Source organism: Streptomyces sp. NPDC021225, from assembly GCF_044332865.1.
Classification (GTDB): Bacteria; Actinomycetota; Actinomycetes; order Streptomycetales; family Streptomycetaceae; genus Streptomyces.
This window is the reverse complement of sequence record NZ_JBIRPV010000003.1, coordinates 31,973-45,186: the sequence shown is the minus strand read 5'-3', so window position 1 is coordinate 45,186 and position 13,214 is coordinate 31,973. Positions and strand designations below refer to the sequence as shown.

14 protein-coding genes and 1 tRNA gene are annotated in these 13,214 nt (G+C 72.4%); 8 read left to right on the top strand and 7 right to left on the bottom strand.

Going from position 1 to position 13,214, the window contains the following annotated elements; all coding sequences use genetic code 11:
* Positions 1 to 35: 35 nt before the first annotated feature.
* Together ACH4S9_RS13830 and ACH4S9_RS13825 are read left to right on the top strand one after the other, a co-directional pair.
* A complete protein-coding gene (locus ACH4S9_RS13830) occupies positions 36 to 1,019 on the top strand; it encodes an aldo/keto reductase (RefSeq protein ID WP_311725258.1) in 984 nt (327 codons plus the stop codon).
* Positions 1,016 to 3,325: a helix-hairpin-helix domain-containing protein gene (locus ACH4S9_RS13825; protein WP_398371896.1), complete on the top strand. Its 2,310-nt coding sequence runs from the start codon at positions 1,016 to 1,018 to the stop codon at positions 3,323 to 3,325. Before ACH4S9_RS13830 ends, ACH4S9_RS13825 begins: the two co-directional genes overlap by 4 nt.
* 97 nt (positions 3,326 to 3,422) lie before the next feature.
* Here ACH4S9_RS13825 and ACH4S9_RS13820 read toward each other — a convergent pair whose 3' ends face one another.
* Positions 3,423 to 4,094, bottom strand: coding sequence for a hypothetical protein (locus ACH4S9_RS13820; RefSeq protein ID WP_358847059.1), 672 nt, complete (start codon positions 4,092 to 4,094; stop codon positions 3,423 to 3,425).
* A gap of 47 nt (positions 4,095 to 4,141) precedes the next feature.
* On the opposite strand from ACH4S9_RS13820, the gene ACH4S9_RS13815 reads away from it, so the two are divergent.
* A complete protein-coding gene (locus tag ACH4S9_RS13815) occupies positions 4,142 to 4,330 on the top strand; it encodes a DUF5703 family protein (RefSeq protein WP_018537156.1) in 189 nt (62 codons plus the stop codon).
* 120 nt (positions 4,331 to 4,450) lie between these two features.
* Here ACH4S9_RS13815 and ACH4S9_RS13810 read toward each other — a convergent pair whose 3' ends face one another.
* Together ACH4S9_RS13810 and ACH4S9_RS13805 are read right to left on the bottom strand one after the other, a co-directional pair.
* The gene (locus ACH4S9_RS13810) at positions 4,451 to 5,290 is read right to left on the bottom strand and encodes a chaplin family protein (protein WP_358847058.1); all 840 of its coding nucleotides are present in this window, start codon (positions 5,288 to 5,290) and stop codon (positions 4,451 to 4,453) included.
* Positions 5,291 to 5,563: 273 nt separating this feature from the next.
* Positions 5,564 to 6,901: a M20/M25/M40 family metallo-hydrolase gene (locus tag ACH4S9_RS13805; protein WP_311725254.1), complete on the bottom strand. Its 1,338-nt coding sequence runs from the start codon at positions 6,899 to 6,901 to the stop codon at positions 5,564 to 5,566.
* Between the two features lie 255 nt (positions 6,902 to 7,156).
* On the opposite strand from ACH4S9_RS13805, the gene ACH4S9_RS13800 reads away from it, so the two are divergent.
* The 3 genes from ACH4S9_RS13800 (at position 7,157) to ACH4S9_RS13790 (ending at position 8,655) form a co-directional block, all read left to right on the top strand.
* Positions 7,157 to 7,241 (top strand) — tRNA-Leu (locus ACH4S9_RS13800).
* A gap of 171 nt (positions 7,242 to 7,412) precedes the next feature.
* Positions 7,413 to 8,051 carry an ATP-dependent Clp protease proteolytic subunit gene (locus ACH4S9_RS13795; RefSeq protein ID WP_398371892.1) on the top strand — a complete coding sequence of 213 codons (639 nt, stop codon included), beginning with the start codon at positions 7,413 to 7,415 and terminating at the stop codon, positions 8,049 to 8,051.
* A gap of 1 nt (position 8,052) precedes the next feature.
* Positions 8,053 to 8,655: a ClpP family protease gene (locus tag ACH4S9_RS13790; protein WP_398371890.1), complete on the top strand. Its 603-nt coding sequence runs from the start codon at positions 8,053 to 8,055 to the stop codon at positions 8,653 to 8,655.
* Between the two features lie 84 nt (positions 8,656 to 8,739).
* On the opposite strand, the gene ACH4S9_RS13785 is transcribed toward ACH4S9_RS13790, so the two are convergent.
* Positions 8,740 to 9,171, bottom strand: coding sequence for a helix-turn-helix domain-containing protein (locus tag ACH4S9_RS13785; RefSeq protein ID WP_398371888.1), 432 nt, complete (start codon positions 9,169 to 9,171; stop codon positions 8,740 to 8,742).
* Between the two features lie 67 nt (positions 9,172 to 9,238).
* A complete protein-coding gene (locus tag ACH4S9_RS13780; RefSeq protein ID WP_385350233.1) occupies positions 9,239 to 9,388 on the bottom strand; it encodes a hypothetical protein in 150 nt (49 codons plus the stop codon).
* A gap of 348 nt (positions 9,389 to 9,736) precedes the next feature.
* Between ACH4S9_RS13780 and ACH4S9_RS13775 the strand changes: the two genes are divergently transcribed.
* Positions 9,737 to 10,381 carry a response regulator transcription factor gene (locus ACH4S9_RS13775; protein WP_311725241.1) on the top strand — a complete coding sequence of 215 codons (645 nt, stop codon included), beginning with the start codon at positions 9,737 to 9,739 and terminating at the stop codon, positions 10,379 to 10,381.
* On the opposite strand, the gene ACH4S9_RS13770 is transcribed toward ACH4S9_RS13775, so the two are convergent.
* Positions 10,287 to 11,486 (bottom strand): hypothetical protein, encoded by a 1,200-nt coding sequence (locus ACH4S9_RS13770; RefSeq protein ID WP_311725240.1) that lies wholly within the window; start codon positions 11,484 to 11,486, stop codon positions 10,287 to 10,289. The genes ACH4S9_RS13775 and ACH4S9_RS13770 overlap by 95 nt on opposite strands.
* Positions 11,479 to 12,669 carry a sensor histidine kinase gene (locus ACH4S9_RS13765; RefSeq protein WP_398371885.1) on the bottom strand — a complete coding sequence of 397 codons (1,191 nt, stop codon included), beginning with the start codon at positions 12,667 to 12,669 and terminating at the stop codon, positions 11,479 to 11,481. The genes ACH4S9_RS13770 and ACH4S9_RS13765 overlap by 8 nt, the downstream gene beginning before the upstream one ends.
* A 315-nt stretch (positions 12,670 to 12,984) precedes the next feature.
* Here ACH4S9_RS13765 and ACH4S9_RS13760 point away from each other — a divergent pair, with 315 nt between their 5' ends.
* Positions 12,985 to 13,200: a DUF5988 family protein gene (locus tag ACH4S9_RS13760; RefSeq protein WP_311725238.1), complete on the top strand. Its 216-nt coding sequence runs from the start codon at positions 12,985 to 12,987 to the stop codon at positions 13,198 to 13,200.
* Positions 13,201 to 13,214: the final 14 nt, after the last annotated feature.

The following is a 13,214-nucleotide window of genomic DNA, read 5'->3' as shown; positions in this document are numbered from 1 at the left end:
CACGGTTCGATCTCCGGCCAGTAATCTCAACGTTCATGGAGCTAAGGCACCTCGGCCGCACGGGCCTGCGCGTATCCCGGCTCGGGCTCGGCACGCTCACCTGGGGGCGGGACACCGAAGAACACGACGCCGCGGATCAGCTCAAGGCGTTCTGGGACGCGGGCGGGACACTCGTGGACACCGCCGATGTGTACGCGGACGGCGGCGCCGAGTACCTCCTGGGCCAGCTGATGGAAGGTCTCGTGCCGCGCCGCGACCTCCAGATCGCCACCAAGGCGGGCAGCGTCCCCGATCCCGACCGCCGCTTCGACGGCTCGCGGGGCCATCTGCTGGCCGCGCTCGACGGCTCGCTCGCGCGGCTCGGCACCGACTATGTCGACCTGTGGCAGGTGCACGCCTTCGACCCGGTCACCCCGATCGAGGAGACGCTCCAGGCGCTGGACATCGCGGTCAGCAGTGGGCGGGCGCGGTATGTGGGGGTGTCCAACTTCTCCGGCTGGCAGCTCGCCAAGGCGGCCACCTGGCAGCTCGCCTCGCCCGGCGCGCACACCCGGCTCGCCAGCACGCAGATGGAGTATTCGCTGCTCCAGCGCGGAATCGAGCGGGAGGTGCTGCCCGCCGCCCTGGACCTGGGCCTGGGCATACTGCCCTCCTCCCCGCTGGGCCGCGGGGTGCTGACCGGCAAGTACCGCCACACGACCCCGGCCGACTCGCGCGGCGCCTCCGAGCAGCTGGCGGCCTTCGTCGCCCCGTATCTCGACGAGGAGGCGAGCCGGATCGTCGAGGCCGTCTGCACCGCGGCCGACGGCCTGGCGACCACCCCGCTGCATGTGGCGCTCGCCTGGGTCCGGGACCGCCCGGGCGTCACCGCGCCGATCGTCGGCGCGCGGAACGCACAGCAGCTCAGGGCGGCGCTGTCAGTGGAGGCGCTTAGTCTTCCCGAGGAAATCTGCCGGGCGCTCGACGATGTGTCGGCGCCCGTGCACCGCTATCCCGATCAGGACTGGAGCACCCTGTGAGCACCGACCGCCTCGCCGGCGAGGCCGCCTCCGCCCCCGAGGAGGAGCCCACCCCCGACACCCCCGCGGCGCGGACGGCTACGGACGCGGCCGACGGGGCCGACGGGGCCCCCGACAGCGGTGGCGACGAAAAGGGCAAAGCCCAGGCGGCGTCCGCCTCCGGCACGGGGAGCGAGGAGTCCCCGGCCAAGCCCGCAGAGGGCGGCAAGCGGTCCGCCGCGGCCGAGGCGCTGGCCGCGGCGGTGCGGGCCGTGGAGAGCGGCGAGCGGTCGGCGGCCTCGTTCTTCAACGACGCACCCGCGGCCCGCCCCGGCGGTGCCGCGGCGCGGGCCGCGGGGGGCGGCGGGGCCCGCCCTGACGGTGCCCGGGAGCGTACGGGCGGCCCGGGGCCCGAGCGGCCCCGGTCGGCCGGGCCCGGCGGGCCGGGCGCCGGGCAGCCGGTCCGCACGACTGTCCCGCCCGGCCCGGTGCCGCGCCCGGCGGGGGACGTCCCCGGCGCCGGCGAGGTCCGGCAGGTGCTGGTCGAGGGCGGCGCCCCCGAGGCCCTGGCCGGTGCGGTCGCGGCCGCTCTGGGCGAGGGGGCCGCGGAGGTGCTGTGCGAGGACCCCTGGCAGCTGCTGGCCGTGCCCGGTGTGCGCCACGACCAGGCGGACGGCTTCGCCCGGGCCCTGCTCGGGCCGGACTGCGGGCCGGGCGACGAGCGCCGGTCGCAGGCGCTCACGGTCTGGCTGCTCGAGCGCGCGGCGCTCGAAGGGCACACCGCGCTGGAGTCCTCCGCGCTGCGCGCCGGGCTCGCCGAGCTGTCCGTGCCGGATCCGGACGCGGGGCTCCGTTCCGCGATCGCGGACGGCCGGGTGCTGGTCTTCCAGGACGCCCTCGACACCCCGGGGGCCGCCCGTCCGGCGGCCGGGAACGGGGAGGACGAGGAGCGGCCGGTGCGGGTCCTCCTGGGGCTGGACCGCTTCGCCCTGGCGGAGGAGAGCCTGGCCGACGGCCTGGCCCGGCTCGCCGGCACCTTCGCCGACCGGTCCGGCGGCCCAGCGCCCGATACCGAGGAGAGCGGGGCCGACGGCGAGTCCGGCGACTCCGGTGACGGCGATGCGGAGGTGGCCGCGGGCGCACCGGGCGCGGCCGACTGGGAGGCCGCGGCCGGCGCCGCAGCGAGCCCGTCCGCCGCGGAGCTGATCCGCGCGGCGGCGGACCACGGGCTGGTCGCGCACAGCGGCGGCGAGGCCGCCCGGGCCGAACCGGCGGCGCTCGTCGCCGCGGCCAGGTCCCTGGGGCTGCGGGCGTACGCGGCGGCGCACACCGAGGACGGCAGGCAGCGGCTGGCCGCGCTGGTCGACGCCGCCTCGGCGGTCACCGTCGCCGGGCTGCTCTCCGGTCACGAGGGCCCGGGCCGCGACGAGGACGGGGCGCTCGCGCTCGATCTGCTCGCCGTGCTGGACGCCCCGCAGCTGGACGTGGAGACCGCGGCGATGCTCGTGGAGTCGCTGCCGGACGGTGCGCGGCTGGTGCTGAGCGGGGACCCCGGTGTGCTGGGCTCGGCGGGCCCGGGCAAGGTCTTCGCGGATCTGCTGGCCGCCCGCCGCTGCCCCCAGCTGGTCTCCCGGACGCCGGACCCCGGGCCGATCGGCGAGCTGGTCTCGGGCATCGGGATCGGTGAGCTCAACCAGGTCGAGGCCCCCGGCAAGGAGGTCGTGATCGTCCCGGCGCGGGACGCGGGCGAGGCCGTGCACCGCGCGGTCCAGCTGGTCGCCGACTCGGTGCCGCGCGCGATCGGCGTGGAGCCGGAGCACACACAGGTGATCACCCCGGGCCACGGCGGCGGCGCGGGGACCCGCGCGCTCAACGCCGCCCTGAAGGAGCGGCTGAACCCCGGCCCCGGCCGGTTCGGCGGCTTCGACCCGGGCGACCGGGTCGCCTATGTCCCGGCGCCGGGCCGTGCGCTGCCGGGCACGGTGGTCTCGGCGGATGCCGACGGTCTGCATCTGGACTGCGCGGGCACCGCCGTCGTGGTGCCCCGTGAGCAGGTCGCCGACACGGTCCGCCTCGGCTGGGCGCTCACCGCCCACCAGGCGGTCGGGGCCCGCTGGCCGGCGGTGGTCGTGGTGCTGCCCGGCGACGCGGCCGCGGGTCTGACCAGGGCCTGGGCGTACACGGCCTTCGGCCGGGGCGAGCGCCATCTGTCCGTGGTGCACGGCGCCGAGGCGGCCCTGGCGCGGGCGGTGGCGGAGATCCCGGCGGCAGAGCGGACCACCCGGCTGCGGTCGCTGCTCCAGACGCAGCTCCCGTCCGCCGGGTAGGCCCTCACATGGAACGACGCCCCGTCCGCGGATTCGCCGGACGGGGCGTCCAAGGCGCCGTCGTGCGCGACGGGCGCCTCAAGCAGGTGCTCGGGGCTCAGCTCCCCGGGCCCAGTACCTCCAGGTCGTCCTCGTCGTCCAGCTCCTCGTCGAAGACCGAGCTCACATCGAAGCGGCAGACGACCTGCTCCGGATCCGGCTGGTCGAAGGGGGTGGCCAGCCACTCCCCCGGCTCCGGGAGCTCGTCCCCGGCCGCCACCCACAGGGTCGAGTCGCCCTCCTCCAGGCCGAACTCCTTGTGGCGGGAGGCGATCTCGTCCGGTTCGTACTCGCCGAAGATCACGCCGACGGCGGCCTGCACGCTGTCGCCGACGGCAGCCGCGCCGCCCGGCCCGCCGGCGTCGCCGGCCCCGGTGCCCTGGTCCGGCTCGGCGACCCGCCGGGCCTGCGCGAGCAGGCGCTGCGGTTCGACGACCGCGTAGTCCCTGCGGATCAGCACGGTCAGTGCGCTCGGTTCCTCGGGCCCGGTATAGGCGGGCAGGGAGTCGTCCCCAGGGATCTCGAAGGGCGTCACCTCGTCGTAGGCGTCGTAGAGCAGCTCGTCGTACACCTCGGCTGCCGCGGCCAGTTCGTTGAACGCGTCGTAGACGGCCCGGTCGTCCTCCCCGGACCGGCGTTCGACAGCGTCGAGGTGACGATCCAGTGCGGCTTTCACCGCTTCGGCGGCGGCGCGTACCTCGGCAGCGGATGGCTGCGCAGCATCAGACATAGTGCAGACGCTATCCGTAGCGGGCCTGGTCCCGCACAATAGATGCGATGCCGGAATACGAATTCTGTGACGTGTATGTGCCGCGCGGGGTCTCCCGCAAGGCCGCCACACGCCTGCTGACCGACCATGCCGAGTACGGACACTGGGAGCTGGACCGCCTTCGCCTGAATCCAGACGGCAGCCGCAGAGTGCGGTTGCGCCGCCGGATCATCCGCCAGCTCCGCGCCACGTGGTGAGCCGCTGACGCGCTGAGCGGGCCCCGCCGGTGTGCGGGGCCCGCTCGTGATCACGCCGGAGCGCGATGTGCCGGTCTCAGTACCGGCTCAGTGCGGCCTCAGGGCCGCCTCAGTGCCGCCTCAGTGCTGTCCGGCCCGCGCCCTGCGGTAGAGCACGGTGCCCGCGAGCAGCATGCCCGCGGCCGCCGGGATGGCCAGCGCGACCGGCCCGGCGCCGGTGTGCGCGAGCTGCTCACTGCCGGCCAGCTGGGAGCCCCCGAGGTGCGAGGAGGCGTCCACGCCGTTCGCACCGACCTGCTGGGCTCCGTGGTTCCCGCCGTGGCCCGCCGCGTGGCCGCCGCCGTTCCCCGGCGAGGAGGGCGTGGGCGTGTGGCCGCCCGGGTTGTTGTGCCCGGGGTTGTGCGGCTTGCCCGGGTCGTCCGGCTTTCCGGGGTTGCCCGGGTCACCCGGCTCGTCGGGGTTGCCCGGCTCATCGGGGTTACCGGGCTCGTCGGGGTTGCCCGGCTCCTCGGGGTCGTCCGGAACGGCGTCCACGACGCCGCCGCACTCGCCACCCATGTCGCTGTTCCCGACCGTGCCGACCCCGACGCCGTTACCGCAGACGTTCGCCGGCACATGGACCGGGACCTGGACGGCGTTGCCGGAGCCGACGCCCGACGAGCTCTCGGTGCCGCCCTCCGCGCTGGAGCCGCTCTGCTGGGAGCCCCCGGAGGCGCCCGTCTTGTTGCCGCAGCCGCTTCCCCCACCGCTGTTGAACACCCCGAGGACGGTCGCGGTGTTGCCACACACATTGACCGGGACCTCGGCGGGCACCTGGATCAAGTTGCCGGACACCGCTCCCGGCGAGTGCGCGGCGCTGCCGCCGGCCCCCGTGTCCGCGTAGGCGTAGCCGCCGGTCACGGCAAGTACCCCGCCCGCCGCCGCGATGGTGATCAGGCCCTTTTTCGCAACCTGTCGCATAACTCTCTCGCTCCCCTGCCTTCCGTCCCGCGGAATGCGCACGGGCCGAATCGCCCGCCCCCCACCCGGGCCTCCCCGGAGCACCTCACCGGTCTCCGGGGCCACCCGGGATCGCACACCTCGGGACTGTGACTCCACGTCACATGATCGATGCAACGGCCCTGTTGGGGGCCGCACACCATGTAACGAGGAAGGAGCAATCGAGCTATGAAGCTACGACACCATTCACCCTTATTGATTCAGTCAGTATGTGTGATCGATTAGCCCATCCGGTCAGCAGGCGTCGATGAACCGGTCCAGCACCCTGACGCCGAACTTGAGCCCCTCCACCGGCACCCGCTCGTCGACGCCGTGGAACATGCCGGCGAAGTCCAGCTCCGGGGGCAGCTGGAGCGGCGCGAAGCCGAAGCAGCGGATGCCGAGGTCGTCGAAGGACTTGGCGTCGGTGCCGCCCGAGAGGCAGTACGGCACGGCGCGGGCGATCGGGTCCTCGGCCTTGAGCGCCGACTGCATGGCGTCGACCAGCGCGCCGTCGAAGGTGGTCTCCAGGGCCTTGTCCGCGTGCACGTCCTCGCGCCTGACCCGCGGGCCGAGGATCCGGTCCAGGTCGGCCAGGAACTCCTCCTCGTACCCCGGCAGGAAGCGGCCGTCCACATGGGCCGTGGCCTGGCCCGGGATGACGTTGACCTTGTAGCCGGCGCCGAGCATGGTCGGCGCGGCGGTGTTCTGGAGCGTGGCCCCGATCAGCTTGGCGATGCCGCCGAGCTTGGCGAGCGTCTCGTCCATGTTCTCCGGGTCGAGCGGGGTGCCGAGCGCGTCGGACAGCTCGTCGAGGAAGGACCGCACCGTCTTGGTGACACGGACCGGGAACTTGTGCCGCCCGAGCCGCCCGACCGCCTCGCAGAGCTCGGTGATCGCGTTGTCGTTGTTGGTCATCGAGCCGTGCCCGGCGGTGCCGTCCACGGTCAGCCGCATCCAGTGCATGCCCTTCTGAGCGGTCTCGATCAGGTAGAGCCGCAGATTCTCGTTGACCGTGAAGGAGAAGCCGCCGACCTCGCCGATCGCCTCGGTCACGCCCTCGAAGAGGTCCCGGTGGTTGTCGACGAGGTGCCGCGCGCCGTACACCCCGCCCGCCTCCTCGTCGGCGAGGAAGGCCAGCACGATGTCGCGCGGGGGCTTGCGGCCGCTGCGCAGCCGGTCGCGTACGACCGCGAGCGTCATCGCGTCCATGTCCTTCATGTCCACCGCGCCACGGCCCCAGACGCATCCGTCCGCGATCTCGCCGGAGAAGGGGTGGTGGGTCCAGTCGTGGGCGTTGGCGGGGACGACGTCGGTGTGGCCGTGGATGAGCAGCGCGGGGCGCGAGGGGTCCTCGCCCGCGATCCGTGCGACCGTCGACGCCCGGCCCTGGTCCGACTCGAAGATCTGCGGCTCGAGCCCCACCTCGGCGAGCTTCTCCGCGACGTACTCGGCGGCCGCGCGCTCGCCCGGGCCCGAGTTGTCGCCGTAGTTACTGGTGTCGATCCGGATCAGGTCACGGCACAGGTCGACGACCTCGTCCTCACCACTGACCGTGCCGGTCGCCCTCGCGGCCGAAGTCGACTCGCTCACACTGCCTCCTCAAGGTTCTGCTGCCGGGCCCTGCCCGCGCGCGGGCAGGGCCCGCGACAGGGGTCCTCCGCCATCCTCCCCCGCACACCCGTCCAGCCCAAGGCGGAAATACCGCCGTCACACCCCGTCCACACTTCCCGCGCCCCGGCCCGCCGCGGGGGCCGCCCGGGGCGCGGGTACGCGTGATCGAGCACGTCCGGATGTTTGCTATGGTTTTCCCGTCGGAACGGCCCAGGGCCGGACGGCAGACACCTTGTCCGGGTGGCGGAATGGCAGACGCGCTAGCTTGAGGTGCTAGTGCCCTTTATCGGGCGTGGGGGTTCAAGTCCCCCCTCGGACACTCACCATATGTACATGGTTATGAGGGTTGTGATTCAACGATCACAACCCTCTTTTTTGTGTCGAAGACTCTGCCCGTGGCGAATCTGCGGCGGGCAGAGTAACCGCATCCGGGGATCTCCCGAGGTCAAGAGTGGAGTCGATGGCATCCCCACCTCGACAAGGAGACCAGATGACTCCACTCACCACGCTCCCGCCCCGCGCGGGGGAGGGCGAGACACCGCCCAGCCGCTTCGACGACCATCTCGCGGCACAGCTGCTCGCCCAGCGGATCGTCCTCCTCGGCACACAGGTCGACGACGTGTCGGCCAACCGGGTGTGCGCGCAGTTGCTGCTGCTGTCGGCGGAGGACCCGCGCACCGACATCAGCCTGTACATCAACAGCCCCGGCGGGGCGGTCACCGCGGGCCTCGCCATCTACGACACCATGCGGCTCATCCCGAACGACGTCTCGACGCTGGCGATGGGGTTCGCCGCCAGCATGGGCCAGTTCCTGCTCACCGTGGGGGCGCCCGGCAAGCGGTTCGCGCTGCCGAACGCGCGGATCATGATGCACCAGCCCTCAGCGGGCATCGGTGGCAGCGCCGCGGACATCGAGATCCAGGCGGAGAACCTCCAGTTCACCAAGAAGGCCATCGAGCGGATCACCGCCGAGCACACCGGGCAGAGCGAGGAGACGATCGCGCGGGACGGCGACCGGGACCGCTGGTTCACGGCCGAGCAGGCCAGGGAGTACGGGATCGTGGACCGGGTGGTGGAGTCGGTCGCCGACATCCGCCCGGCCGCGTCGCGCCGACGGATGGGGTTGTGACATGGGGTCGTACACGGTTCCCTACGTCATCGAGCGGACCGCGCAGGGCGAGCGGTCCTACGACGTCTTCAGCCGGCTGCTGAACGAGCGGATCATCTTCCTCGGCACCGAGATAGACGACGGGGTCGCCAATGTGGTCATCGCGCAACTCCTGCATCTGGAGTCGGCGAACCCGGAGCGCGAGATCTCGATCTATCTCAACTCGCCCGGTGGATCGTTCACTTCGCTGATGGCGATCTACGACACGATGACGTTCGTGCAGGCGCCGATCTCCACGTTCTGCGTCGGTCAGGCGGCCTCGACGGCGGCGGTGCTGCTGGCCGGCGGAGATCCCGGGCGACGGTTCGTGCTCCAGCACGCGCGGGTGCTGCTCGGCCAGCCGGCCAGCGGCGGCCGGCAGGGAACGGTCTCCGACCTCAGCCTCGCGGCCAAGGAGATGGTCCGCATCCGCTCGCAGGTGGAGGAGGTCCTGTCCCGGCACACGCGTCATGACGTGGCGACGCTGCGCGCGGACATGGACCGGGACAAGGTGCTCACCGCCGAGGAGGCCGTCGCCTACGGGCTCGCCGACGAGGTGCTGAGCCGACGGCTCGCGTTCGTCTGACCCCGCGAGGCCGTGGCCGAAGGCCGACGAGCCGGCCGGTACGACGGTGGTGCGCCCCGTCGTACCGGCCGTCGGTTCGTTCGGTCAGGCGGCGAGGCAGAGGCCGTCGTACCGCGCCGTGGGCGACGTGCGGCCCCGGCCCACGCGGCTCCGGGCGTGCCGGGCCAACTCGTCCTGGGCGAGCGAGAGCAGGTCGGCGAGGCCGAGCCCGAGGGCCTGGGCGGCGGCCGCGAGCACCTCGGAGGAGGCCTCCTTGCGTCCGCGCTCCAGCTCCGACAGGTACGGCATCGAGATCCGGGCCGCCTCCGCGACGTCCTTCAGCGTGCGCTCCTGGGCGAGCCGCTCGCGCCGCAGCGCACCGCCGACGAGGTCGCGCCACAGGGGTTCCCTCGGCGCGGGTGTCTGTGGGGCTCCCGCCGGTCGCTGCGGGGCGCGGGTCGCCTCGCCGGAACCGGGTGGCGAGGCCTGCGGGCGCAGGGGGATGACGTGGGCTTCGTTCGGCGCATGAGTGCTCACCTCCTCAGCCTAGGGATCCGGGGCGCCGGGGGAAGGGAGCGGCGTTCTGCCCTGGGTGAAGCCGTGCTCAGCAGATACCTGCTATCTGCGCATCGCCGCGGAGGACCGTGTCACCGAGAACGCTCTCGCCCGCCGCTATGACCTCCCGCCGGGCCAGCTGGCCCGGCTCCTGCGCCGCATCGCAGTCGATGGGCTTCAGCCACAACTCCTTCTTCATCGGCGTCGTCGTGGTGACGGCGCCGTTTTCACGTTCACCGGGACGTACGCCGGGATGTGCGCCGCGCGGCGGGCAGGGGGTGGACGGGACCGGGCACCGGCTCGACTCGGGCAAACGTTCCCATGCCGAACAAGCGTTCATTAACGGAATCTTTCGCCACGCTTCCGCATTCGAGGTGTAAAACCCGGGGAGCCTTTGGGCAGGCTCGGATCCGATTGCGCGGGAACCCCAAGCATGACGTGAAGCATCACAGCAAGCGAGTCCATTCCACACAACCTCAAGGCACATCAGTTTGTCTACTCCTTATACAGGTTCGTCACGAATAGGTAGGTGGGCGTGGAGTTAGGGATGGCCCTCAGCGTCGTGTTGGTCGATGATCACCCCGTGGTACGCGCGGGCATCGCGGCCTGGTGTGCCGCCGCCCATGTGCCGATCAAGGTGGTGGCCGAGGGGTCGGAGCTTTCGGTGGCCCTCTGCGGTCCGGGCCGGGGCGCGGACGTCGTGGTCATGGACCTGCTGTTGCAGAACGGGCGACCCGCGTACGAGGAGTTGCAGGTGCTGGTCGCGCAGGAGCGCAAGGTCGTCGTCTACACGATGCGGGACAGCCAGGAGGCGGCGTTGACCTGCATGGACCTGGGTTCGGCCACCTACATCACCAAGGCGGAGGGGCAGCGGCACCTGGTCAAGGCGATCCAGGCCGCCGCCGCGGACATCCCCTACACACCCCCGTCGCTGGCCGGCGCGTTCGGCAGCGACACCCGGCAGAGCCGCCCGGTGCTGTCCGTGCGGGAGGTGGAGGTGCTGGTGGAGTGGTTCCAGTCCGAGTCGAAGGCCATGGTGGCCAAGAGCCTGGGGATCTCGGAGCGCACGGTGAACACCTATCTGGACCGGGTGCGGATCAAGTACGCGAACGCCGGCCGCCCGGCGACCACGAAGGCCAAGCTGGTGGCCAGGGCGGTTCAGGACGGTCTGATCGCGCTGGACGAGCTGTGATCCGGCACGCGGCCTCCACGAGGAGACGGTCCTCCGCGCGGACCGTGCGCACCCGGATCCCGCTCGCGGCCGGCTCGGGCAGCCGATCCCGCAGCGCGTCCACCACCACGCCCACGCGTACCTGATTCTCGCCGCGCACCACGGTGACGCGCGCCGTCTGCCGGGCGGCGGCCAGTGCGGCGATGACCGGGTCCAGGAGCGCGCGGCGCAGCGGCAGCGGCAGTTCGAGGGGGTCGCCGCGGACGGCGAGCTGCACGGTGGTCCCGTTGCGCTCGGCGACGTCGATACAGGCCCGCATCTCGTGGACCAGCGGGTCGAACGTACAGTCGCTCTCCGCGAACAGCCGCCTCAGCCGGGCGGCTTCCAGCGCGCAGGCCCGCCGCACCTCGTCGTCCCGTGGGTCCAGGGAGCCGTTGGCGAGGCCGGTGAGCAGGGGCAGCACGGTCGCGTTCAGCTCGGCGTAGCGCCGGCGCTGGTCCGTCTGGATCTGGGTGGCGACGGCGATGCGGGTGCGCACCCGCTCCTGCACCTGGAGGGCCTCCCCGATGGCGGTGCTGCTGTTGAGCAGCAGCTTCGCGCCGGCGGCGATGGTCATCTGGAAGCAGCAGGCGGACAGGGCGCTCGCGGCCATGCCCGCGGCGATGGGCCGCGAGGGGACGTCGGCCGTCAGCAACTGGGCGGTGTTGACGGCCAGATGGCAGCCGATGAAGGCGCCGAACGCCATGGGTCCCCGGTGGCCGAGCAGGACGACGGCGAACCAGCCCACGAGGGTGAAGGACCAGTGGGAGGCGCCGACGAAGTACTGGCTCGCCGGCACCTGGGTGGTGGCGGCCACCGAGGCAGCGAAGGCGCCGGCCAGCGCCGTCGGCACCCAGCCGCGCGGCCAGGGGCGCCCGTCGAGGCCGAGGAGGACGCTGCCGCCGAGGATCACGGTGAGCAGTCCGTAGGCGGTCACAGGGACCCAGGGGTGCCGGTACTCCTCCAGGCTGCTCAGGAGGCCGGGCAGCGCGAGTGCGAAGTGGAGGGTGACCAGGATGACCAGTGCCCCGGCGCGGATGCCGCGGAGCTGGTGACGGGTGATCAGCTGACGCAGGTCCTCAGGCACGCGGCCACTCCAGACGTACCGTCGTGCCGCACCCCGGCCGGGACTCCACGGTGCCGCGGCCCCCCACGCTCGCCATCCGCCCGCGGATGGAACGCTGGATCCCGATCCGCTGGGCGGGAACGCGCCCGGTGTCGAACCCCACCCCGCTGTCCGTGATGGTCACGACCACGGTGTGGCGGGTGCGCACCGCCGTGACCCGCACGGCGCCCACCCCCGCGTAGCGCTCCACGTTGCGCAGCGCCTCGCCGAGGCCGCCGCGCAGCGCCGCCGCGGCGGGGCGCCAGACCGTGCCGAGATCCGGGTCGAACAGCGTGGTGGCCCGGAGGGGATGCGCGGCGATCTCGGCGGCCAGCTCGACGGTCAGGTCCACCTCCCCCGCGGCGGACTGCTCGGTGCGCAGTCGGACGAGGTCGCTCGCGGCCTGGGCGCGCAGCGTCTCCGGCCGCATCGACGCCCATGGCGCCGAGGCGATCAGCAGGGTCGCGCAGGCGGTGTCGTGGAGCGCGGCCAGGTGTTCCCGCTCCGCCGCGCACCGGGCCTCCGCCGCCTCGCCCTGCCGGCGCGCCCGCGCGGCCCGGTCGGCGGCCTCGTCGGCCGTCCGGCTCTCGCCGAACACCAGTCGGACCACGGCCTGGGCCAGGACGATGTTCACCAGCACCCAGCCCAGGCTGTACGCGACGTCGGTCAACTCCTGGCGCGGGTGCAGCGCGGCGCCCGCCAGGTCCGCGCAGCACAGCCAGAGCGTCGCCAGAATCGCGACGAGGGGCGGCTGCATGAGCTGGTAGGCCACGGCCGTGAAGTTGAGGGACACCAGGATCCAGGTGCTGCCGTGGCCGGTCGGCGCGTCGGGGACGGTGAGCCACTGGCTGAGACACAGCGCGGTCATGACCGCCAGGTCGAGGGCGAGCAGCCGCCCCGGCCGTAACGTCGAGGCGTTGGCGAGCCACAGGTGGATCCAGCTCCAGGCGAACGCGGCGGACGCGATCGCCGCCGCGACCGGCATCTTCCCCGCCGGCATGCCCACCACGGCCAGCACCGCGCAGGCGCTCATCACCCCGGCGCGGCCGTAGAGCGCCAACTGCCGGTTGAACGCGACGTATTCGCGCGCCCAGGGCCCGGATGACTCGGGTAAGCGCCTCAGGCCCGGCAGCTGGACGCGGAGCGGAAGTGAGGGAAGCGGCATGGGTCATCCATCCTCGGCGACCGTCTGTGTGACACGGCGATGGCGGGAACCTCACGATCCGTGAGGGGGGAACCTCTTTGTCGGTCGTTTCGTCGTCGTTTTGTCGGTCGAACGACCCTCACACCGCATGACCCTGCGCGTCTACGCTGGACCAGGCGCAGCGGGTCCGGGGGAGCAGGTCGGGGCGATCTGCCATCTCACCCAAGTCGGGCCCCCACAAGACCTTTGTGAACAAGGGGTTTGTCACACATCGGCGCGCTTTCACCTCATGCCAACCTTCTCTTGAAATGTATAGCGAAGGGAATGCAGTCGCTTATGTCCGCATCCGCACCCAATGCCATCCTGCGCGGGGGTCCCACGCAGCTGACCGATCAGTCGTGCGCGCGGTATGTCCACGACACCGACTCGACCTTGAAGCTCCTCGTCGGCAACGCCTACGAACACTTCCGGCCCACAGCTCGGTTCGAGGAGCACCAGGGGCAGCACCTGCGGGTCTTCGAGTGGATTCGCCGGACCTACGTCGCCGAATGACCCGGGGCCCGGAA